The following is a 21,646-nucleotide window of genomic DNA, read 5'->3' as shown; positions in this document are numbered from 1 at the left end:
GAATGCTTTTCTGACATAGGCTGTGTCTCAAGGATGGGAGATTCGCCGCCCAGCGTGCGGTGACCATGGCCAAACCGTCTTTCAGGATGCTGATTTGAACAACGCGTTTAACAACGATCGGGTGGCCGCATGACTGCTTCCCTTACCCGCCTGGAGCGAAAGCTCGGTTACACCTTCAAGGACCAGGACCAGATGCTCCTGGCCCTGACCCACCGCAGCTATGCCGGGCGCAATAACGAGCGTCTGGAGTTCCTCGGTGACGCCATTCTCAACTTCGTCGCCGGCGAGGCGCTGTTCGAGCGCTTCCCCCAGGCCCGTGAAGGGCAGCTGTCACGGCTGCGTGCCCGCCTGGTCAAAGGTGAGACCCTGGCCCGTCTGGCCCGAGGGTTCGACCTGGGCGAATACCTGCGCCTGGGTTCGGGCGAGCTCAAAAGCGGGGGCTTTCGCCGCGAGTCCATTCTGGCCGATGCGCTGGAGGCCTTGATCGGGGCCATCTACCTGGACGCCGACATGGACACGGCCCGCGAGCGCGTGCTCGCCTGGCTGGCCAACGAGTTCGAAGGGCTGACCCTGGTCGATACCAACAAGGATCCTAAAACCCGCCTGCAGGAGTTCCTGCAATCGCGCAGCTGCGAGCTGCCGCGTTACGAAGTGGTGGATATCCAGGGCGAACCTCACTGCCGTACGTTCTTCGTCGAATGCGAAGTCGTGCTGCTGAACAACAAGAGCCGTGGTCAGGGTGTCAGCCGGCGTATCGCCGAGCAGGTAGCCGCTGCGTCCGCATTGATCGCCCTGGGCGTGGAGAATGGCAATGACTGAGAACACCACTACCCGTTGCGGCTACGTCGCTATCGTCGGTCGCCCGAACGTCGGCAAGTCGACCCTGTTGAACCACATCCTTGGCCAGAAACTGGCCATCACCTCGCGCAAGCCGCAGACCACGCGTCACAACATGCTCGGCATCAAGACCGAGGGCCCGGTGCAGGCCATCTATGTCGATACCCCCGGCATGCACAAGGCCAACGACAAGGCCCTGAACCGCTACATGAATCGCAACGCCTCGGCCGCTTTGAAGGACGTCGACGTGGTGATCTTCGTAGTGGACCGCACCCGGTGGACGGATGAGGACCAATTGGTGCTCGAGCGCGTTCAGTACGTGACCGGCCCGGTGATCCTGGCGGTGAACAAGACTGACCGCATGGATGAAAAGGCCGAGCTCATTCCGCACCTTCAGTGGCTGCAAGGCCAGCTGCCCAACGCCGAGATCGTGCCCATTTCCGCGCAGCAGGGCCACAACCTCGAATCGCTCGAAGCGCTGATCGCCAAGCACCTGCCGGAAAACGAGCATTTCTTCCCGGAAGACCAGATCACCGATCGCAGCAGCCGCTTTCTGGCTGCCGAGCTGGTGCGTGAAAAGATCATGCGTCAGCTGGGCGCCGAGCTGCCTTACCAGATCACAGTGGAAATCGAGGAGTTCAAGCAGCAGGGGCATGTGTTGCATATCCATGCGCTGATCCTGGTCGAACGCGACGGGCAGAAGAAAATCATCATCGGCGACAAGGGTGAGCGCATCAAGCGCATCGGTTCCGATGCGCGCAAGGACATGGAAGTGCTGTTCGACGCCAAGGTCATGCTCAACCTCTGGGTCAAGGTCAAAGGCGGCTGGTCCGATGACGAGCGCGCCCTGCGCTCGCTGGGCTACGGCGACCTCTAAGGCTTACGCAGCCTGATGCGAGAGCGCCCCGGTCGGGGCGTTCTCGACAACGTCTGCCTCACGCGGGCTGGTGAATTTCATGGAACAACCTGTCGGTCAGCCAGCCTATGTGCTGCACAGCCGCGCCTACAAGGAAACCAGCGCGCTGGTGGACTTCTTCACCCCCCAGGGGCGCGTACGTGCCGTATTGCGCCGCGCGCGGGGCAAGGGTGGCAGCCTGGTGCGTCCCTTTGTGCCACTGGAGCTTGAGCTGCGCGGGCGAGGGGAGCTGAAGAACGTTGGCAGGCTGGAAACGGTCGGCATGGCACCCTGGCTGCACGGGGACGCTGTGTTCAGCGGTTTGTACCTCAATGAGTTGCTGATGCGCCTGCTCCCGGCAGAGGCACCTTCGCCTGGGTTGTTTGATCACTATGCGCAAACCCTGCAAGCTCTTCTGGCCGGCCGTCCGCTCGAGCCGCTGTTGCGGGCCTTTGAATGGCGGCTGCTCGATGAGCTGGGTTACGCCTTCTCGCTGCACATGGATGTCAACGAGCAGCCCATTGCCGCCGAGGGGCGGTACCGCCTGCGCGTGGACGCTGGGCTGGAGCGGGTCGAACTGCCCCAGCCTGGGCTGTTCGGTGGCACCGAGTTGCTGGCCTTGGCCGAGGCAGACTGGGAAATGCCAGGTGCTTTGCTGGCGGCCAAGCGCTTGATGCGCCAGGCCCTGGCCGTTCATCTGGGTGGCAAGCCGCTGGTCAGCCGCGAACTGTTTCGCAAGCGCTGATCACGACGTATGCTGTAGGGCTCAATCCAAGGAGAGCCTTTCGTGACTCACAGCAACCGCATGCTTCTCGGCGTGAACATCGACCATGTGGCCACCCTGCGCCAGGCCCGGGGTACGCGTTACCCAGACCCTGTCAAGGCGGCGCTGGATGCTGAAGAGGCGGGTGCCGACGGCATCACCGTGCACCTGCGCGAGGATCGCCGCCACATCCAGGAGCGCGACGTGTTGCTGCTCAAGGATGTATTGCAGACGCGCATGAACTTCGAAATGGGCGTCACCGAAGAGATGATGGCCTTTGCCGAAAAGATCCGCCCGGCGCACATCTGCCTGGTGCCTGAAACCCGTCAGGAACTCACCACCGAGGGTGGGTTGGATGTGGCAGGCCAGGAAGCGCGAATCAAAGCGGCGGTCGAGCGCCTGTCGCGGATCGGCGCAGAGGTGTCGTTGTTCATCGATGCCGACGAGCGCCAGATCGAGGCCTCGCACCGGGTAGGCGCGCCGGCCATCGAGCTGCACACCGGCCGTTATGCCGACGCGCAATCACCTACCGAAGTGGCTGAAGAGCTCAAGCGCATTGTCGATGGCGTGGCGTTTGGCATCGGCCAAGGCTTGATCGTCAATGCCGGCCATGGCCTGCACTACCACAACGTTGAGGCCGTGGCGGCCATCAAGGGCATCAACGAACTGAACATCGGCCACGCGCTGGTCGCCCACGCATTGTTCGTGGGCTTCAAGGCCGCCGTATCAGAAATGAAGGCATTGATTCTCGCGGCCTCGCGTTGAGCCAACGGCTATTTGCGCGCCACCAGCGTGGCGCGACGCGGGGCAGGCAAGCCCTCGATGGTTTTGCCTGAATCGCTGGGGTCGAGGAAATCACTGAGCGACTGATAGCGCATCCATTCGGTGCTGCGCTGTTCTTCCAGGCTCGTGACACTGACATCCACGCAGCGAACATCACTGAACCCAGCCCGGCGCAGCCAGCGCTCCAGGGCTGGGACCGAGGGCAGGAACCACACGTTGCGCATCTGCGCGTAACGGTCCTCGGGCACCAGCACCTGTTGCACGTCGCCTTCGATCACCAGTGTTTCCAAAACCAGTTCGCCGCCCTTGACCAGGCAGTCCTTGAGCGCCAGCAGGTGCTCGATAGGCGAGCGACGGTGATAGAACACCCCCATCGAAAACACAGTGTCGAAGCCCTCGAGGCTGGCAGGCAGGTCTTCCAGCGCAAAAGGAAGGTGCCAGGCCGGCAGGTTCGGCAAGTACCGTTGTACCGCCTGGAACTGACAGAAGAACAACCAGTTCGGGTCGACCCCGATGACCATGTCGGCGCCAGCGCCCAGCATGCGCCACTGGTAATAGCCATTACCGCAGCCAACGTCCAGTACCCGCTTGCCCTTGAGGTCCAGGTGCGGCGCAACGCGAGCCCATTTCCAGTCCGAGCGCCATTCGGTATCGACGTGCACGCCAAACAGATCGAAGGGGCCTTTGCGCCAGGGCGACAGCCCCATCAATGCCTGGCGCATTTGCACGCGGCTGGCATCATCGCAGTCGCAGTCCAGACGCAGTCCGTTTACCAGGTCGATTTCGCTCGGCTGCAGGGCCGGTAGCGCGTGCAGCGCACCACGCCAGCGGTCCAGGTCGCCATGACCTTTTTCCAGCTTGGCATCGAGTTGCGCCTGCAGGCCTTGCGACCATTCAGCCAGGGGGGTGCCCGCCAGACGGCGCGCCAGAGGGGAAAGATCGATCATGGTAGGGCTATCAACGAGGCAAAGTTAAGGCATTGGAACCAGGGCACCACCGTCGAGAACCCTGCATCGAGCAAGCGCTGGCGGTGGGTTTCCAGGGTGTCAGGCTTCATCACGTTGTCGATGGCGCTGCGCTTCTGGGCAATTTCCAGTTCGCTGTAGCCGTTGGCGCGTTTGAAGTCCAGGTGCAGGTCGTTGAGCAGCGCCTGCGCAGTGGCGTCGGCAAAGCACAGCTTTTCCGAAAGGATCAGGGCACCGCCGGGCAGCAGTGACTGGCGGATGCGGGTCAACAGCGCCAGTCGCTGCGGCGGTGCGATGAACTGCAGGGTGAAGTTCATCGCCACCACCGAGGCCGGTTCGAACGCCAGGTTGAGGATGTCCGCTTCCAGCACCTCGACAGGCAACAATTCCTGGAACATCGAGTCCTGGGCTGCGAGGTATTCGCGGCAGCGCTCGACCATGGCGGCGGAATTGTCCACGGCGATTACGCGGCAACCTTCCCCGCGCACGTGCCGGCGCAAAGCCTGCGTAACCGCACCGAGCGAGGCGCCCAGGTCATACAACGCCGTGCCGGGCATGGCGAAGCGTGCGGCCAGTACGCCCACATTCTCGACAATCGTCGGATAGCCCGGCACGGAGCGCTTGATCATGTCCGGGAACACGCGCACCACGTCCTCGTTGAAAACGAAGTCGGGTACCTGCGCCAACGGTTGGGCGAAAAGACGATCGGGATCTGTGGTCACGGCGGGCTCAAGGCTGGGTGAAACGGGGCGCGCATTTTATCGAATGGCGGGTGATCTTGCCATGCCAGCGTGGCGCCGATTGGCCTGGATCCTGCGTATGTACGGCAGATTCGCCCACGTACATCAACGCAAAGCGTCAGCGCACGACAACATTGCAATCGAAGGTTTGCACTGGCGTCACCTGCCTGGCCCAAGGCTGTTGATAGACCAGCTTCAAGGCGGCCTTGCCGCTTTGATCGGCTTGATAACGCCACGTCGAGAGGCCTTCGCTGCCGACCACATCCTCCTGATCGGGCGCGCTGTAGACCTCGGGCCCGAGGCTGAGGAGCACAGGCGTAGCGGCGGCTTCCACTCGCCAGCGGTAGCCAGTGGAAGGGTTGCTGGGAAGGGTCAGGTTCAACACCTGCCCTTTTTCCAGGTAGATCGGGCACTCACTGTCAGCATCCAGGGTGACAGGCTCGGGCCCGTGCTGGGCGCAGGCGGTTAGCAGAGTCAGCCCCAACGGGGCAAGCAGGCGTGAGGTGGACATAGGGGCTCCACGGGTTGTCGAGTGCCCGAGGATAACCGATTAAGCGGCACGGTAGTCATACCGAGGGAAGGATGAACCAGGGGGCTGCAGCACAGCCCCTGCTCCTGTACTTCAGAAAAGCACTTTGGCGACGTCGGCAAAGCGTTTGGCGAAATGCACCGTCAACCCTTCACGCAGGTAGTCGGGCAGTTCCTCGAAATCGCCGCGATTAGGCTCGGGCAGGATCAACTCGTGGATCTTCTGCCGGCGCGCCGCGATGACCTTTTCACGCACCCCACCAATGGGCAGCACCTGCCCGGTCAAGGTCAGCTCGCCGGTCATGGCCACACCTTTCTTCGGTGCCTGATCCCGTGCCAAGGACAGCAGCGCGCTGGCCATGGTAATGCCGGCACTCGGACCGTCCTTGGGGGTAGCACCCTCGGGGACATGCAGGTGAATGAACGCTTCGTTGAAGAAGGCCGGGTCGCCGCCAAACTGCTTGAGGTTAGAACTGACATAGCTGTACGCGATTTCAGCCGATTCCTTCATGACATCGCCGAGCTTGCCGGTCAGCTTGAAACCGCGGTTGAGCGTGTGAATGCGCGTCGCTTCGATTGGCAGTGTGGCACCGCCCATGCTGGTCCAGGCAAGGCCCGTGATCACACCTTTGCCCGCCAGCACCTGCTCACTGCGGAACACCGGTATGCCCAATGCGCCTTCCAGATCCTTTGGTCCGATTTTGAGCTTGGCGGTGGGGTCTTCAAGCAGCTTCACCACGGCCTTGCGCACCAACTTGCCCAACTGTTTTTCCAGCTGTCGTACGCCGGCTTCCCGGGCATAGCCTTCGATCACCAGGCGCAAGGCGCTGTCGGTGATACTCAGGCTGCTTTTGGCCACACCCGCCTTGGCCAGTTGCTTGGGCCAGAGATGGCGTTTAGCGATGGCCAGTTTTTCTTCGGTGATGTACCCGGAGAGGCGGATGACCTCCATGCGGTCGAGCAGTGGACCGGGGATGGAATCCAAGGTATTGGCGGTGCAGACGAACAGCACCTTGGACAGGTCCAGGCGCAGGTCCAGATAGTGATCGAGGAAGTCGACGTTCTGCTCGGGGTCCAGGGTTTCCAGCAGCGCCGAGGCCGGGTCGCCTTGGTAGCTTTGCCCCATCTTGTCGATTTCGTCGAGCATGATGACCGGGTTCATCACTTCGACATCCTTCAGGGCTTGCACCAGCTTGCCTGGCTGGGCCCCGATGTAGGTGCGGCGATGCCCCTTGATTTCGGCTTCGTCGCGCATGCCGCCCACGCTGAAGCGATAGAATGGGCGGCCCAACGATTCGGCGATGGACTTGCCAACGCTGGTCTTGCCCACCCCTGGCGGGCCCACCAGCAACACGATCGAGCCACTGATCTCGCCTTTCCATGCCCCAACGGCCAGAAACTCGAGGATACGTTCCTTGATATCGTCCAGCCCCGCATGATGCTGGTCGAGCAGCTTGCGGGCGTGCTTGAGGTCGAGCTTGTCGTCCCCGTAGATACCCCAGGGCAGGGCTGTCGCCCACTCCAGGTAGTTTCGGGTCACGGCGTATTCGGGTGAGCCTGTCTCCAGGATCGCCAACTTGCCCATCTCCTCGTCGATGCGCTTGCGTGCCTGGTCCGGTAGGGTCTTGCCTTCGAGCCGTTGTTCGAACTGCTCGAGGTCCGCGCTGCGATCATCCTTGGTCAACCCCAGTTCCTGCTGGATGACCTTCAGTTGCTCCTTGAGGAAGAATTCGCGCTGATGCTCGCCAATCTGCCGGTTCACCTCGGCGGAAATTTCATTTTGCAGGCGAGCGACTTCAACTTCCTTGCGCAGCATGGGCAGCACTTTTTCCATGCGCTTGAGCATGGGCACGCAGTCGAGCACCTCTTGAAGCTGGCTGCCGGTCGCCGAGGTCAACGCGGCGGCGAAGTCGGTCAGCGGGGAGGGGTCGTTGGGGCTGAAGCGGTTGAGGTAATTCTTTAACTCTTCGCTGTACAACGGGTTGAGGGGCAGCAGCTCCTTGATGGCGTTGATCAGGGCCATGCCATAGGCTTTGACCTCGTCGGTCGGGTCGGCCGGTTGGCGCGGGTAGTCGACTTCAACCAGATAGGGCGGGCGATGGTGCTTGAGCCAGGTCCGAATACGTACCCGCGTCAGGCCCTGGGCCACGAACTGCAACTTGCCGTTTTCCCGGCTGGCATGGTGCACCTTGACCAGGGTGCCGTACTCCGGAAGGGCCTTGGTGTCGAAATGGCGGTGGTCTTCAGGCGGCGTGTCCATGAAGAACAGCGCCAGGCAGTGGTCGGGAGACTTGGCCACCAAGTCCAGCGTCTCGGCCCACGGCTCTTCGTTGACGATGACCGGCAGCACCTGCGCCGGAAAGAACGGGCGGTTGTGAATGGGGATCACATAGACCTTGTCCGGCAGCTGTTGTCCAGGCAGGGCCAAGGCATGGCCGGTTATCGGCTGGCTACTGGTATGTTCGACTTCGTTGGAATCGTCGGCGTGTTCAGGGTAATCCTGCTGGTCGCTCATGGGGCACCTGCGTGAATGACTATGGTGCTTAGATGGGGCAAGGCAGGAAGGGTTTCAAGCCGCTGCCGGGCAGTGGCGTGCGCGCATGAAAAAGCGGAGCCTGCAAGGCTCCGCTTTTGGTGACACCGTGCCGGTTACTCGGCGAGTTTGTAGGCGATGATGTAGTCGCCCATCTTGGTGCCCAGCGAGCCGTGGCCACCGGCCACGATGAGCACGTACTGCTTGCCGTCCTTGCCGGTATAGGTCATTGGCGTGGCCTGGCCGCCTGCTGGCAGGCGGGCTTTCCACAATTCCTTGCCGTTGTTGACGTCATAGGCGCGCAGGTACTGGTCCAGCGTACCGCTCAGGAAGCCTACGCCGCCGGCGGTGACGATCGAGCCGCCCATGCTGGGTACCCCAACCGGCAGGCCGATTGGGACCGGCGTGCTGTCGCGGGTAGTGCCGTTCTTGTGCTTCCAGACCACCTTGTTGGTGAACAGGTCGATGGCGGCCACATAGCCCCAGGCAGGCGCCTGGCACGGCACGCCCAGCGGCGACATGAACGGGTGCATGGTGACGGCATAGGGTGCACCGGTGTTCGGTTGCACGCCGCTGGTCTCGCTCTCGCGCTTGCTACCGTCCGCAACCTGCTCACGGGGGATCATCTTGGAGACGAATGCCATGTAGTTGGGCGATGTGAACAGCAGTTGACGTACCGGGTCGACCGAGACGCTGCCCCAGTTGAACACACCCACGTTGCCTGGGTAGATCAGCGAACCCTGCTCCGATGGCGGGGTGTACTGGCCTTCGTAGCGCAGCTCGCGGAACTGGATGCGGCACAGCATCTGGTCGAACGGCGTGGCGCCCCACATGGCCTGTTCGGTCAGCTCAGGGCCGAGCAGGTTGAGGTCCGAACGGGCCTGGGTCGGCGAGGTGTGATCGCCCTTGACCGCGCCTTGCGGGGTCGGGATTTCACGGATCGGCACGATCGGCGTACCGTCACGACGGTCCAGCACGTACAGGCTACCCTGTTTGGTCGGCACGATGACCGCAGGCTTGACGCCATCGTCGGTCTTCAGGGAGACCAAGGTAGGCTGGCTGCCCACGTCCATGTCCCACAGGTCATGGTGGGTGAACTGGTAGTTCCAGCGGGCCTTGCCGGTCGCCAGGTCCAGGGCGACCACACCGGCGCTGTATTTCTCGGCGCCTGGCGTGCGGTCAGCACCCCATTGGTCCGGCGTCTGGTTGCCCAGTGGCAGGTAGATCATGCCCAGGTCTTCGTCGACGCTGGCAATCGACCACATGTTGGCCGAGTTGCGGCTGTACATCTTGCCCGGTGCCAGTGGCGCGGTGTCGTCCGGGTTGTTGCTGTCCCAGTTCCACACCAGGCGGCCGTCGTGTACGTCGTATGCGCGGATCACGCCAGACGGCTCGCTGGTCGACTCGTTGTCGGTCACGTGACCGCCAATGATCACCAGGTCGCGCGTGATGGCCACAGGCGATGTGGAGTAGTAGCCACCTGGCGTGAATGGCCCAAGGCCGGTGGTCAGGTCGACACTGCCCTGGTTGGCAAAGCCTTCGCAGACCTTGCCGTTGTCGGCATTGATGGCGATCAGGCGCGCGTCGGCAGTTGGCAGATAAAGACGGCGCGGGCAGGCCTGAGCCACGGCCTTGCCAGCATCGCTGATGGTCGGCGCAGGGCTGCCGTCACGGCTTACGTAGCGGTTTTCGTCATAGTACGAAACGCCACGGCACGTCATGTGGGCGAAACCCTTGAAGGTGCCCACCGGGCTCTTGATCTGCGGGTCATAACGCCAGATTTCAGCACCGGTGTCCGGGTCCAAGGCCAGCACGCGGCTGTGGGCGGTGCAGGCATAGAGCATGCCATTGGCTTTGAGCGGCGTGTTTTCGTTGGTCAGTTCCACCGGGTCGTTGTCACTGGGCAAGTCGCCGGTGCGGATACGCCAGGCCTCTTCAAGGCGGTAGGCGTTTTGCGCGGTGATCTGGCGCAGCGGCGAGTAACGGTCGCCGTGCTCGGTGCGGCCGTAGGCATGCCACTCGCCGTCGGGCATGGCCGGGGCGGTGCTGGCCATTTCGCTGGTGTCGCGACCCAGTTCGCCATACACCTCACCGGGGTGGGTGAACTGACTGGCGACGGCGCAGGCACCCGATGCCACCACGGCAACGGTGAGCAGGGCCGTGTTGGCTTTGCTGGCTGGCCCGATCAACGGTCGGCGCGACCAAGGCAGCAACAGCACTACACCGATGGCGAACCAGATGGCCAGACGCGGTACCAGTTGCCACCAGTCCAGGCCCACTTCGAGCAGTGCCCAGACCGTGCTGCCCAGCAACACGACGGCGTAGACACCCAGGCCGATGCGGCGCTGGGCCAGCAGGAGGGCGCCAGACACGGCAAACCCGATGCCGGCGATCAGGTAATACAGCGACCCGCCCAGCTGACTGAGCTTGATGCCACCGGCCAGCAGTGCCAGCCCCATCAACAACAGCAGGACGCCGATCAGGCGGGGTAGCCAGCGGCTTCCCTTGTTGGCACCTTCAGTGCTCATCGCATGTTCTCCGTTTGATATGTGTTTTTAGAAAGTGCTCTGGATTTTCAAGCCGCCGACCAGGGCGTTGTCGACCTGCGACACGCCGCCGGGGTGGCGGATGTATTGCAGGTTCGGTCGCACCGTGAGCCAGTCGGCCAGGTGAATGCCGTAGTACAGCTCGGCGCTGTATTCGGTGTCCTGTACTGGCAGGAAGCCAGGGTTGTCATAGTCGTAAAGCCCCGCGGCCTGGTTGGCCAGCCGGGCATTCTTGCGATAGGCCGGGTTGACATGCACACGGGCGACTGCAAGGCCGATGTCGTCCTTGGCCCGACTGTCGAACGGCCCTTTGAATACCAGTCCAGCCTGCACATAGTTGTCGATGGCATTGGTTTTCTTGTCATGCATCGTGGCGTTGGCGAATACGCTCAAGCCACGCGAGGCGTCCGATGCCAGCGCAGTCACCTGCTGCTGAGCACCCAGCCACACGCCGTGCTTGCTTGAGCTGCTGCGGTAGGCGGCACCGCTGATCGCTGCCGACTGCCCGTCGCTGTCCTTGAGTACATCGCTTGCCTTGGCATTACTGTAGTAGTACCCGGCGCGATATTCCCCTTTCATGCCTTTGATACGTGGGCTCCATACCAGTTCGATTGGCATCACCGCGCCTTGGGTGCCGCTGCCGCTGAGCTTGAAGCCGTTGCCCGACTCCAGGTTGGACGGGTTCTGCTCGAACACGCCAACCTGCGCGAAGAGGCTGTCGCTGAGGTTGTAGCGCACGCGCAGGGCCCACTGGCTGACGGGCCAGTTGTACCAGATGCCACCTACCCAGTTGCCCACCTGAGAGCCACAGAAGGCCAGGTTTTGGAAGTCGCAGGGGAAGCTGTTGAAGTCTTCACCTTCGCCAAAGCGGCCAAACTTGACGTCCAGCGCGCCGTCGAAATATTTCTGCTTGACCCACAGCTGCGTCAGGCGCCAGGTCTGACCGCGGCCCCACACTTCCTGCGCCGAGGTGAAGCCGCCGACGCGGGGGTCATTGATGCGGTCGTTGCTGATGTTCTGGCCATGGCGCTCGGTGACCGTGAGTTGGAACTCGGCGTCGCGCCAGCCGAAGATCTTTTCCAGGTCCATGTGGCTGCCGAAGGTGAACTGGTCACTGTAGCGGGCCGTGCGGTTGTGGTCGTAGCCACCGCGCAGGTTGCTGCCCATTTCGCCTGTGTAGCCCAAGGTGAAGTCATAACCTTGGTCGAGCAAGGCGGTACGGTGCCCGGCCCAATCACCGAACATCCAGGGAGAGTCACTGGCAAACGGCTCGTTGGCGTAGGCTGCGTTGGCCATGGCCGCTAGGGCGAAGCCGAGGTAGCTGGATTTTGGCAGTTGAAGCATGAGGTAGCGCTGTCTTCTGATTGTTGGAAAAACGGCAAGCGCATCGACAGGCAGGCCCTGGCAATGGGTTGACGAAGGGGGTAAATGGGTGAAGCGATTCAGCTTGGGGCGGGGAGGATATAGGGTAAAGCGTGGGAAAAAAAGACAAAATGTCGCAGTGCATTGTTACCCTTTGGGTAACAGTGCACTCAAATGGGGCGCGTGGCGCCCCATGTTACCCGTCGTGGCAGGCGGGCTACCTCAGAAGGTAGTGCGCAGGCCGACTTCCACGCTACGCCCCGGGGCCGGTGCGATATCACGCAGGATCGAGCTGGCATAACGCACCGTCTGATCCGTCAGGTTCTCACCCCGCACGAACGCCAGCCACTGGCTGTGGCCCACGTCGAACCGATAGCCCACGCTGGCGCCCAGGGTGGTATACCCATCGGTGCGGGTTTCATTGGCCGGTTTGCGGTGTTGAGCGGCGGCATGCTCAACGTCCACTCGCGCCTGCCAGCGGTCGAGCTCCCAGACCAGGCCGCTGTTCAGGCGCAGCGGGGCGATTCGTGGCAGGGGCTCGCCGGAATCGAGGTTCTTGGCCCTGGTGTAGTCACCCGACAATTCGAGCGCAAAGCTGCCATAGCGGTTCTGCGCCAGCTGCCACCGGTCTTGCGCCTCGATGCCGTAGAACCGGGCCCGAACACCTTGGTACTGGTATTCGGGAATGCCGTCGTGGTCATGGTCGTGGTCATGATCTTCGCCTTCATGATCATGATCGTGACCTTCGCGCAGGTTGCCGGTGCCGATCAGGCCGATATAGTTGCGAAAATGGCTGTAGAAAACGCCCACGCTGCCTTTGTGCGTTCCGTTGTCAAAGCGCAGTGCCAGATCGCCCGAAACTGCCTTTTCCTTGTTCAGGCTGGCATCGCCCACTTCATAGGCGCCGGTAGCCACATGTGCGCCGTTGGCATAGAGCTCATAGAAGGTCGGCGCCCGCTCGGTGTAGCCCAGGTTGGCGGCGAGCGACCAGATCGGGTCCAGTTGGTACACGGCACCTGACGACAGACTGAAGGCGTTGAAGCTGCTGGCGCTGTCGGCGTCTGCGAACTGCGCGTTGCCCTTGCCGTCCGGGTCGACGCGGGTGTGCTCCATGCGTGCCCCGAGGCTCAAATCCAGCCGGTCAGTGGCGTGCCATTGCTCCAGCAGGAACAGTGCAAAGCTGTCGGTATCGGTATGCGGCACGAACGCTTCTTCGCCCAGCGCTGAGAATTCGTTCCGGCTGACCTGCGCTCCCAGCACCCCTTCCACGGGACCCAAGGGTTGGTGGCGGGCCTCGACACGGGCTTCATAGCCCTTGTTCTTGAACGTGGTATGAACTTCGCCTTCTTCGATCTCACGATGTTGGTAATCGGTATACCCGGCATCGAGCTTCACCGAGCTGAACGGGCCGTCCAGGTCGCGAAACTGCGAGGCGAAGGCATAGTGGTCCTGCTCCATGTCCAGCCGAACGCCGGGCTCAGCCACCGAACCGTAGTTGGTGTCATAACGGCTGTAGGACAGGCCAGCATAACCGTGGTCCCAGTGGTAGGCACCGCCCAGTGCGCCGCCGTCCTGGCGGCCGTCGCTGTTTTCCAGGCGATGCTTGCTGCCGGGTGCATCGGCATCGCGGACCTGGGCGCTGCGTGCAAAGCCTGGGATGCGCAAATCATTGTACTGACGGGCGTTGGCATCCACGTGCAGGGCGAAGGCACCGTTGCCGGCCTCCAGCTTGCCGGCACTGCTGCGTGTGGTGTCGGCGCCACCGTAGCGCAGCTCGCCGGCGCCCTGGATGCCGTCGATAGGGGTATCGGGAATGCGGTTGTCGAACGTGTTCACCACGCCGCCAATGGCGTTGCCGCCATAGAGCAGGGCAGCGGGGCCCCGGACGATTTCGATGCGTTCGACAGTGACGGGGTCAAGGGGCACGGCGTGGTCGTAGGACAACGACGAGGCATCCAGCGCGCCGACGCCATTGCGCAGCAGGCGGATGCGATCCCCGTCCAGGCCTCGAATGATTGGGCGGCTCGCCCCTGGCCCGAACCAGGTGGAGGCCACACCTGGCTGTCGGTTCAGGGTTTCCCCCAGGCTGCTGTGCTGTTGTTGCAGCAGGTCAGTGCCTTCCAGCACCGTGCTGGGGCTGGCCAACTGGGCGCTGCCCAGCGGGTTTGCAGTGATGACCTGAGGCGAGAGTTCAACCCCCTGGCTGTTTGAGGTAACCATGCAAAGTGCTAGTGCGAGGGGAGAAAGGCGAAGCGGTGAGTGCACCATGAGCGGTAGCGGTCCTTGGCAGAGATGTTTATTGTTACAATATAACATCTCTATTTCAGCATAGCCTTGCCGCACGCCGCCAGCCTTATTTGTCCCGTGCAGGGTGCGCGACGATGCCTGCACTGGTGTAAGGTGCGCATCTTTGTACCGGAGTCTTGGCATGAGCACTGCCCAACACAACGCGCTGCACGGCAAGACCCTCGAGCAGATCCTGACCGAGCTGGTCGCCCACTATCAATGGCAGGGGCTGGCCGAACGCATCGATGTGCGCTGCTTCAAGAGCAACCCGACGGTCAAGTCGAGCCTTACCTTCCTGCGCAAGACCCCGTGGGCCCGCGAGAAGGTCGAGCAGCTGTACATCAAGCTGCAGCGCCAGGCCTGACATGCAGCGTCACCCGTGGTTGAGCACCATGGCCATGCTGGGCTGGCTAGGCCTGAGCGTGCAGGTATACCTGGTGCTCTGGGGGCGATGGCAGGAGCAGGCGAGCCTGATAGGTGGACTGATCAACGTGTTCGGCTACTTCACGGTGCTGACCAATACGCTGGTGGCCACTGTCCTGAGCTATGCCGCATTTGGCCGGGAAGGGGCGAGCAGGCGCTTTTTCCTGTCTCCTGTGGTCAGCTCGGCGGTGGCGGCGAGCATCGTGCTGGTGGCGCTGGCGTATAGCCTGTTGTTGCGCCATCTGTGGCAGCCCGAGGGTTGGCAATGGCTGGCAGACGAGCTGTTGCATGACGTCATGCCAGCGCTTTACGCCTTGTACTGGTGGTTCGAGGTGCCCAAGGGCCGATTGCGGCTGCACCACCTGGGGCTATGGGCGTTCTATCCTGCCGCCTATTTCGCCTATGCGTTGTGGCGTGGCAGTGAGATTGGCGTCTACGCCTATCCCTTCATCGATGTTGCCACCCTGGGGTATGCCCAGGTGATGATCAATGCGCTGGGTGTGCTGGCAGGGTTCTGGGCAATCGCCGGGGTGCTGCTCATGCTTGACAGGTGGAGAGCGGGATGAGGCAGGGCGTGCCGTCAATCAGGCAAATCAGGCATCCATCAAGTCTGCGCAGCAGCCCAGGGATTTGAGCGCCGCGACGGGCATTGCCAGGGCCGCCGCAGCCCCGTTGGCCTTGATTGACTGGCCTTGGCCACAGCCTTTCAGTCGTCGCTTGCTGAACCTTCGGCGCGCCAGTAGGCGGCAGCCTTGAGAGCGTCCTGCGCCACACCTTTGCTGATCAGCAATGTCTTGACCTGACGCGTCAGGTTCTTCTCCAGCGCTACCCAGGCGTACAAGGTCCCCTCGGGTAATGGCAAGGCCTCGACCGTGGCCACCAGGTCGTCCCGACCTCGTACGGACCAGGTCACGTCCACCTGAGCTTGGCTGGGCAAGGGCTGACGCTCCTGCTCATCGTGAACCTGGATGACGGCCACCACCCGTCGTCCCGCAGGCAGGGCTTCAAGACGGCGGCCAATGGCCGGCAAGGCAGTTTCGTCACCGATCAGCAGGTAGGCCTCGAAGATGTCCGGTACCACCATCGAGGCACGTGGCCCGGCGATATCCAGGGTTTGCCCCGGCGCCGCCTGCGCCGCCCAGGTCGAAGCGGGGCCATCGCCGTGCAGCACGAAGTCGATGTCCAGTTCGTTGGCTTGCAGGTCGATGCGCCGGGGGGTGTACTCACGCATGGTGGGCCGCTCGCCCCCTTCCCGATTGAGCGTGCGGGCATCAATGGCGTGCTGCTGCTCGGCAGTCTCGGCAAACAGCAGCTTGATATGGTCATCCGTGCCCAGGCTGGTGAAGCCCTGTAGCTCGGGGCCGCCCAGTGTCACGCGGCGCATGCGCGGGGTCAGGTCGGTCACACGCAGCACGTTCAGGCGGCGCTGGCGAATCTCGTGGTTGACGCGGTGGATGGCTTCACTCATCAGCGCTCTCCTGGTCAGGGGCATGGGGGCCGCCAGCGATGGCTTTGGCGGTCACGTTAAGCAAGTCGCGGACGCGCTCGATTTCCTCAGGTGTCCAGCGGCCATGGTGCATGTGCAAGGCGTGGCGCAGATTGCCCACGGCCTCGTGAATCTCAGCGGGGCGGTCGTGACCCCGCAGGGCATGCTTGCTGACTTCGATACGCACGCGTAACCCGTCCAGTGCCACGGCCTGCTCGGTCAAGGCGCTGCGGCCCGTGTCGGTGATGGTGTACAGCCGCTTGCTGCCTTGAGGCTGACCCTGGATGAGTTCGGCCTCCTCCAGGAAGTTGAGCGTGGGATAGATCACCCCTGGGCTCGGCGTATAGCTGCCATCGAAGCGTTTTTCGATTTGCCTGATCAGGTCGTAGCCGTGTCCTGGCTGTTCGCCCAAGAGTGAGAGCAGCAGCAGTTTCAGATCGCCTGGGGCGAACACCCGAGGGCCGCGTTCGCCGCGGCCGGGTTTGCGTTCGAAGTTTTCGGAATCGCGCATGCTGGAAAGTGCCTGTTCAAGATATATCTCAAGATAGTACTCAAGATGTATCTTCGGCAAACCACAAATGCTGATGATTCTTATCTACCCGTTCGATACATCCTCAGGTGAACGGGCAACTACGCTTGCCTGCTGCGGGGGGATGCATTCGTTAGGGTTGCCCGGCTGCAAGTAGGGCATGAGGATCGGCGCCATGCCCTTGAGCACCTGCACCGGCAGCGCAGAGGTGAACTTGAAGGCTTCCGCCGAGCGTCCGGGCACGAAGGCAGTCAAGGTGCCGAAGTGGTTATCGCCCAGGAAGAACACGAACGTCGCGGTGCGGTTAAGCGACCGTGAGCCTATCAGGCGGCCCCCGGCGCCGAAGCTCTCGATGCGGTTGTCGCCCGTTCCGGTCTTGCCGCCCATGACCAGAGGCGTGCCATCCTTGAGCATGAAGCTGCCGGAAATGCGCCGCGCGGTACCTGCGTCCACCACTTGCGACATGGCGCCCTTGAGCGCGCGCGCTACCTCGACCGGCAGTATCCGCACACCACGATCCGGGTCGCTGATCAGTTTGGTCTCGTACGGCGTGTCCGCTGCAAAGTGCAGGGTATCGATGCGCAGTGTCGGCAGCCGTACACCGTCGTTCTGAATGATGCCCACCAGTTCGGAAAGCGCGGCAGGCCGGTCACCGGAGCTGCCAATAGCGGTCGCCAGCGACGGGACCAGGTGATCGAAGGGATAGCCCACCCGCTTCCAGCGCTGATGAATGTCGAGAAACGCCTCGATTTCCACCATGGTCCGGATGCGGCTGTCCCGTGCGCCCTGGTGACGGCTCTTGAACAGCCAGCTGTAGACCTCCTGGCGTTCGAAGCGGCTGGCGTTGATCATTTCGCTCAAGGTCGATGCAGGGTGCTTGAGCAGGTAGCCCAGCAGCCACAGGTCCAGCGGGTGGACCTTGGCGATGAAGCCCTGGTCAGGCAGGTTATACCGCCCCGGGCCGTAGGCATCGTACATCTGTACCAGACGGTCGTCGGTCAGTTTGCTCTGGGCGAGCTTGCTGTCTTTGCTATGGGCCCGCACGAAGGCGTTGAACGTGGCCTGGCCAGCCTCAGGGAACAGGTAGCGGTGCACGGCCGCCAGGCGCTGGGGTGTCACGCGCATGCCGTCGAGGAAGGTGTCCAGGCGTTGCTGCGAGGTCTTGCGCTGGTACTTGCGCCAGAAACGCATCAGGTAGCTGGTCCCTTCCTTGTCGGCGAACTTTGCCAGGTACTCCTGCCGGCGCGGGTCAGCATCGTCCTTGAGCAGCGGCACCCTGTTCAAGGGCTGCTGATAGGTGACGTAGCGCACCACGTCGCGCATCAGGCGGATGAACGGCAGGTTGATCGATTCGCGCAGGGCGTCCTTGAGGGTAGGGTTGCGGCCGTTGTCTTCCTTGCGAAAGTTATTGAACACGTGCATGCCGCCGCCGGTGAAGAAGGATTCGCCAGTGCTGGCCGAATACTTGCGCTCAAGGGCGGCGTCGAGCATCGCGTCCAGGCTCTGGTTTCTGCTGTTTTGCATCAGCCAGTCCAGTGACCAGCGGCTGATGACGTCCAGGTCGGCGACCTCGACTTTCTTCAGCTCAGCCGCAGGCTTGCCGGCGTACTTGTCATGCAGCTCGGCGACGATTTCCAGGTAGGTGGTCAGCACCCGAAGCTTGGCGGTCGAACCCAGTTCCAGCTTGCTGCCTTCGTTGATGTCGAAGGGCTGGTCGGTGCTGTCCGTCTGGACCCGCACGCGTGAGCCATCGGCAGTGCGTTCGAACAGGGTGAAACTGTAGCTGACCTGGTCGGTGGTTTTGGCAGTCAGCAAACGCTCGCCAATCAGGCCGATCTGCGCGGCGAAGGCCGGGTCGGCCAGATGCTTAAGGTACTCGCTGACTTGCAGCTGCAGGTCAGCCTGCAAGGTGCTGGTGGCGGAAAGGTCCAGACGGTCGAGGTCGTACAGCGGGCGGTTGAGCATGGCCGAAAGACGGTTGCGGGCCAGGCTGATGCCCTTGTTGGTGACGATAGGCACGATGGTCGGCTGCGCGACCCAGTCACGGTAGACGGCCTTGCTGGCCAACGCGGCATCGGCCAGCGCCTGAGGGATGATCTGGTTCGCTGCCAGCACACGAACGTGGGCGTCGGTCAGCTCGGCAAGTTCCACGCGCCCCTTGGAGAGGTAGTGCGATGGCCGGCGCTGGGCAATCATCAACGACAGCACCTGACGCAGCGCAAGGCCGCGGGCCGCCAGGCTCTGCGCATCCGTGGCGGTGTCATTGAGCGCGCGGTTGACGTGCTCGAAGTCTGCTCCATACCACACGCGCAGGCCTTCGGCCATGCCGTGGACTTCACCATGACCCGGCACGGCGGACAGCGGCACGCTGTTGAGGTAATCACGCACGATGCGCTGGCGCGCCTCGGTGGTGTCCGGCCCGCCCTGATAGGCGCGCACGCTGGCAGAAATCATCTGCCTGATCTTCTCGGCGCCCGACACGGTCAACCCGTCGGGTGAATGGCGGTACTTCTCCAGCTGGGTGGCCAGGGTACTGCCGCCGGCGGATTGGCCAGGCAGGGCCAGGTAGCGCGCGATCTGGCTGTAGGCAGCCTTGGCGAAACGCGGCCAGTCCACTGCCGGGTTGTTGCGCGGATCACGGGTATCGAGCAGGTCGCGGTTCTCGATGAACAGCAGGCTGTTGACCACGACCGAGGGAATCGAGGCGAAGTCCGGGTACAGGTACTGGGGATACTGATACTGGTAGAGCATGTCGCCCCGGCAATCGGTAATCGCCAGACCTGCCTGGACCTTTTCGATATAGGGCGCGAACAGCCCATGATCGACGTAATTGACCAGCGCCGGCGAGAATCGCACTTGTTGGCTGATCAGGTAATCGCGCTTGAGCAGGCGCGGCAGGAACTCGCCGAGCGAGCTATAGCCCAGGCGCTTATCGAACGGTCCTTCGCCTGGGTACACGATCGCATCGCTGGGACCGGGCTGCAGCGAGTAGGTCAGGGTGCTCGCCAGCTTGCTGAACTCGCGCGATTGCAGCTCGGACGTGCGGAACTCTTCATAGGCCGCGAAGCCGACAGCGCCAGCGCCCACCAGCAGAATCAGGATGATCAGACGCCACCATAGCCGGCGCTGACGAGGGGACTTGGGTTCTGGCGTCTCGGCAGGCGTTTGTTCGGGTGCTTGCTTGGTGTTTGGTTCCGTTTGCCACAGTGCGCCCATAATCGTCTATCCAGCCAGGTATTTTCGTCTTGCTTGCCTGAAGCTTAGACGTTGCGCCGGGTATGTGAAAATTTTGTGGAAACTGCGGAATAAAGCGGGTGCGCGGCAGGGCCGCGCTCAAGCATTCAGGCGGCTACCTCGCTGTTGGGCTCAAAGCTGTCCGCTCGGGCCAGTTGCCACATGCGCGAATAGAATTGCCCATCGACCTCACCGGTCAGTAGCTCGCCCGGCTTGAGGAACACATGCATTTGCGAGAACAGCTTGATCTCGGTGGCTGAAATGCGCCGCACCAAGTGCTTGGCTTCGAGCTGCGACGGGTGTTCCAGCCCAGCTGCAGCCAGCATCTCGGCCAAGGCACGCAGGGTGTTGCGATGGAAGTTCAGCACCCGTTCGGCCTTGTCCGGCACCACCAGGGCACGTTGGCGCAGCGGATCCTGCGTGGCCACACCCGTCGGGCACTTGTTGGTGTGGCAGCTCTGGGACTGGATGCAGCCGATGGCGAACATGAACCCCCGCGCGGCGTTGGCCCAGTCCGCACCGATGGCCAGGACGCTGGCGATATCGAAGGCGCTGACGATCTTGCCGCTGGCTCCGAGCTTGATCTTGTCGCGCAGGTTCAAGCCCACCAAGGTGTTGTGCACGAACAACAGGCCTTCGCGCAGCGGCACCCCGATATGGTCGGTGAACTCCACGGGGGCGGCCCCGGTGCCGCCTTCCTTGCCATCGATCACGATGAAGTCAGGCAGGATGCCGGTTTGCAGCATGGCCTTGGCGATACCCATGAACTCCCACGGGTGACCCAGGCAGAGTTTGAACCCCACGGGTTTGCCGCCCGACAGTTCACGCAGTTGGGCGATGAACTGCATCATTTCGATTGGCGTGGAAAACGCGCTGTGCCGCGATGGCGAGATGCAGTCCTCGCCCAGCGGGACGCCGCGGGTTTCGGCAATTTCCTGGGTGACCTTGTGTTTGGGCAGTATGCCGCCATGCCCAGGCTTGGCGCCCTGGCTCATCTTGACCTCGATCATGCGCACCTGCGGGCTGCGTGCCTGCGCGGCAAATGCCTGCGGGTCGAAACGTCCGTCCGAGGTGCGGCACCCGAAATACCCGCTGCCCAGTTCCCATACCAAATCACCGCCGTGCTCGCGATGGTAGGGGCTGATGCTGCCCTCACCGGTGTCGTGGTGAAAGTTGCCCAGTTTCGCGCCTTGGTTCAATGCGCGAATGGCGTTGGCGCTGAGCGAGCCAAAACTCATGGCGGAAATGTTGAAGATCGAAGCTGAATACGGCTGGCTGCACTGCGGGCCGCCGATGGTGATGCGAAAGCTTGCCGGGTCAGCCAACGGCGCCGGGCGCATGGAGTGGCCGATGAACTCGAAGCCGGACGCGTAGACGTCGATCAGGGTGCCGAACGGTTTGTCCGAGACCTGGTTCTTGGCCCTGGAGTAGACCAGCGAGCGTTGGGCACGGGAGAAGGGCAGGGCGTCGCTGTCTGCTTCGAGCAGATACTGGCGGATTTCCGGGCGAATGGTTTCCACCAGGTAGCGGATGTTGCCCAGGATCGGGTAGTTGCGACGCACGGCGTGGCGTTTCTGCAACAGGTCGAACAGGCCTATCAGGCTGAGCAGGCCGGTTGTCAGGGTGAAGGGCCACAGCCATTGGTGGTGGATCAATGGCAGGGTTGCCAGGGTAAACACGATGCAGATGGCGAACACCGCATAACGGCTGAGAAGTGACAGGCTCATACAGGGTCC

Annotated in this window: 17 protein-coding genes; 6 read left to right on the top strand and 11 right to left on the bottom strand. The window is 62.5% G+C overall.

The genetic code is table 11. The features are described from left to right. Positions 1-129 precede the first annotated feature (129 nt). The 4 genes from rnc (at position 130) to pdxJ (ending at position 3,260) form a co-directional block, all read left to right on the top strand. Positions 130-819 carry a ribonuclease III gene (gene rnc, locus FH041_RS12485; protein WP_023535270.1) on the top strand — a complete coding sequence of 230 codons (690 nt, stop codon included), beginning with the start codon at positions 130-132 and terminating at the stop codon, positions 817-819. Beyond that, entirely contained in the window at positions 812-1,714 is a 903-nt protein-coding gene (gene era, locus FH041_RS12480; protein ID WP_023535257.1) for a GTPase Era, read from the top strand. Before rnc ends, era begins: the two co-directional genes overlap by 8 nt. 79 nt (positions 1,715-1,793) lie before the next feature. Then, positions 1,794-2,477: a DNA repair protein RecO gene (gene recO, locus FH041_RS12475; RefSeq protein ID WP_027915379.1), complete on the top strand. Its 684-nt coding sequence runs from the start codon at positions 1,794-1,796 to the stop codon at positions 2,475-2,477. A 60-nt stretch (positions 2,478-2,537) separates the two neighbouring features. Then, positions 2,538-3,260, top strand: a complete 723-nt coding sequence (gene pdxJ / locus FH041_RS12470) for a pyridoxine 5'-phosphate synthase (RefSeq protein WP_219857981.1) — start codon at positions 2,538-2,540, stop codon at positions 3,258-3,260. Between the two features lie 8 nt (positions 3,261-3,268). Here the strand turns inward: pdxJ and cmoB are convergent, their stop codons facing one another. The 7 genes from cmoB to FH041_RS12435 form a co-directional block, all read right to left on the bottom strand. Further along, positions 3,269-4,225, bottom strand: coding sequence for a tRNA 5-methoxyuridine(34)/uridine 5-oxyacetic acid(34) synthase CmoB (cmoB, locus tag FH041_RS12465; protein ID WP_027915378.1), 957 nt, complete (start codon positions 4,223-4,225; stop codon positions 3,269-3,271). Beyond that, positions 4,222-4,965 (bottom strand): carboxy-S-adenosyl-L-methionine synthase CmoA, encoded by a 744-nt coding sequence (gene cmoA, locus FH041_RS12460; RefSeq protein WP_027915377.1) that lies wholly within the window; start codon positions 4,963-4,965, stop codon positions 4,222-4,224. The genes cmoB and cmoA overlap by 4 nt, the downstream gene beginning before the upstream one ends. 136 nt (positions 4,966-5,101) lie before the next feature. After that, positions 5,102-5,494 carry a protease inhibitor I42 family protein gene (locus tag FH041_RS12455; protein ID WP_027915376.1) on the bottom strand — a complete coding sequence of 131 codons (393 nt, stop codon included), beginning with the start codon at positions 5,492-5,494 and terminating at the stop codon, positions 5,102-5,104. A 111-nt stretch (positions 5,495-5,605) separates the two neighbouring features. Continuing rightward, on the bottom strand, positions 5,606-8,026 hold the full coding sequence (gene lon, locus FH041_RS12450) for an endopeptidase La (protein ID WP_027915375.1): 2,421 nt from the start codon (positions 8,024-8,026) through the stop codon (positions 5,606-5,608). Positions 8,027-8,160: 134 nt separating this feature from the next. Next, the gene (locus FH041_RS12445) at positions 8,161-10,572 is read right to left on the bottom strand and encodes a glucose/quinate/shikimate family membrane-bound PQQ-dependent dehydrogenase (RefSeq protein ID WP_028687583.1); all 2,412 of its coding nucleotides are present in this window, start codon (positions 10,570-10,572) and stop codon (positions 8,161-8,163) included. Positions 10,573-10,599: 27 nt separating this feature from the next. Then, a complete protein-coding gene (locus FH041_RS12440) occupies positions 10,600-11,934 on the bottom strand; it encodes a carbohydrate porin (protein ID WP_027915373.1) in 1,335 nt (444 codons plus the stop codon). Between the two features lie 240 nt (positions 11,935-12,174). Beyond that, positions 12,175-14,220, bottom strand: coding sequence for a TonB-dependent receptor (locus tag FH041_RS12435; RefSeq protein ID WP_027915372.1), 2,046 nt, complete (start codon positions 14,218-14,220; stop codon positions 12,175-12,177). Between the two features lie 160 nt (positions 14,221-14,380). On the opposite strand from FH041_RS12435, the gene FH041_RS12430 reads away from it, so the two are divergent. Beyond that, positions 14,381-14,602: a VF530 family DNA-binding protein gene (locus tag FH041_RS12430; protein WP_027915371.1), complete on the top strand. Its 222-nt coding sequence runs from the start codon at positions 14,381-14,383 to the stop codon at positions 14,600-14,602. A gap of 1 nt (position 14,603) precedes the next feature. Next, on the top strand, positions 14,604-15,227 hold the full coding sequence (locus FH041_RS12425; protein ID WP_027915370.1) for a Pr6Pr family membrane protein: 624 nt from the start codon (positions 14,604-14,606) through the stop codon (positions 15,225-15,227). 140 nt (positions 15,228-15,367) lie between these two features. Here the strand turns inward: FH041_RS12425 and FH041_RS12420 are convergent, their stop codons facing one another. From FH041_RS12420 to FH041_RS12405, 4 genes are all read right to left on the bottom strand, one after another. After that, positions 15,368-16,129 carry a siderophore-interacting protein gene (locus tag FH041_RS12420; protein ID WP_027915369.1) on the bottom strand — a complete coding sequence of 254 codons (762 nt, stop codon included), beginning with the start codon at positions 16,127-16,129 and terminating at the stop codon, positions 15,368-15,370. Next, positions 16,122-16,658, bottom strand: a complete 537-nt coding sequence (locus FH041_RS12415; RefSeq protein ID WP_027915368.1) for a PadR family transcriptional regulator — start codon at positions 16,656-16,658, stop codon at positions 16,122-16,124. The genes FH041_RS12420 and FH041_RS12415 overlap by 8 nt, the downstream gene beginning before the upstream one ends. A gap of 84 nt (positions 16,659-16,742) precedes the next feature. Further along, complete coding sequence (locus FH041_RS12410) at positions 16,743-19,892, bottom strand: transglycosylase domain-containing protein (RefSeq protein WP_027915367.1); 3,150 nt, start codon at positions 19,890-19,892, stop codon at positions 16,743-16,745. A gap of 125 nt (positions 19,893-20,017) precedes the next feature. Beyond that, positions 20,018-21,637, bottom strand: a complete 1,620-nt coding sequence (locus FH041_RS12405) for an FMN-binding glutamate synthase family protein (protein WP_027915366.1) — start codon at positions 21,635-21,637, stop codon at positions 20,018-20,020. Positions 21,638-21,646: the final 9 nt, after the last annotated feature.

Origin of the sequence: Pseudomonas sp. SWI7 (assembly GCF_006351945.1) — a bacterium.
In the GTDB taxonomy this organism is placed as follows: Bacteria; Pseudomonadota; Gammaproteobacteria; order Pseudomonadales; family Pseudomonadaceae; genus Aquipseudomonas; species Aquipseudomonas fulva.
Note: the sequence above shows the minus strand (reverse complement) of the source record. Positions and strands in the feature narration are given on the sequence as shown.

Bases quoted from the DNA above. Each gene is read 5' to 3' on its own strand.
- rnc (WP_023535270.1), top strand. From the start codon at position 130: ATGACTGCTTCCCTTACCCGCCTGGAGCGAAAGCTCGGTTACACCTTC.
- era (WP_023535257.1), top strand. From the start codon at position 812: ATGACTGAGAACACCACTACCCGTTGCGGCTACGTCGCTATCGTCGGT.
- recO (WP_027915379.1), top strand. From the start codon at position 1,794: ATGGAACAACCTGTCGGTCAGCCAGCCTATGTGCTGCACAGCCGCGCC.
- pdxJ (WP_219857981.1), top strand. From the start codon at position 2,538: ATGCTTCTCGGCGTGAACATCGACCATGTGGCCACCCTGCGCCAGGCC.
- cmoB (WP_027915378.1), bottom strand. From the start codon at position 4,225: ATGATCGATCTTTCCCCTCTGGCGCGCCGTCTGGCGGGCACCCCCCTG.
- FH041_RS12455 (WP_027915376.1), bottom strand. From the start codon at position 5,494: ATGTCCACCTCACGCCTGCTTGCCCCGTTGGGGCTGACTCTGCTAACC.
- lon (WP_027915375.1), bottom strand. From the start codon at position 8,026: ATGAGCGACCAGCAGGATTACCCTGAACACGCCGACGATTCCAACGAA.
- FH041_RS12445 (WP_028687583.1), bottom strand. From the start codon at position 10,572: ATGAGCACTGAAGGTGCCAACAAGGGAAGCCGCTGGCTACCCCGCCTG.
- FH041_RS12440 (WP_027915373.1), bottom strand. From the start codon at position 11,934: ATGCTTCAACTGCCAAAATCCAGCTACCTCGGCTTCGCCCTAGCGGCC.
- FH041_RS12435 (WP_027915372.1), bottom strand. From the start codon at position 14,220: ATGGTGCACTCACCGCTTCGCCTTTCTCCCCTCGCACTAGCACTTTGC.
- FH041_RS12430 (WP_027915371.1), top strand. From the start codon at position 14,381: ATGAGCACTGCCCAACACAACGCGCTGCACGGCAAGACCCTCGAGCAG.
- FH041_RS12425 (WP_027915370.1), top strand. From the start codon at position 14,604: ATGCAGCGTCACCCGTGGTTGAGCACCATGGCCATGCTGGGCTGGCTA.
- FH041_RS12420 (WP_027915369.1), bottom strand. From the start codon at position 16,129: ATGAGTGAAGCCATCCACCGCGTCAACCACGAGATTCGCCAGCGCCGC.
- FH041_RS12415 (WP_027915368.1), bottom strand. From the start codon at position 16,658: ATGCGCGATTCCGAAAACTTCGAACGCAAACCCGGCCGCGGCGAACGC.
- FH041_RS12410 (WP_027915367.1), bottom strand. From the start codon at position 19,892: ATGGGCGCACTGTGGCAAACGGAACCAAACACCAAGCAAGCACCCGAA.
- FH041_RS12405 (WP_027915366.1), bottom strand. From the start codon at position 21,637: ATGAGCCTGTCACTTCTCAGCCGTTATGCGGTGTTCGCCATCTGCATC.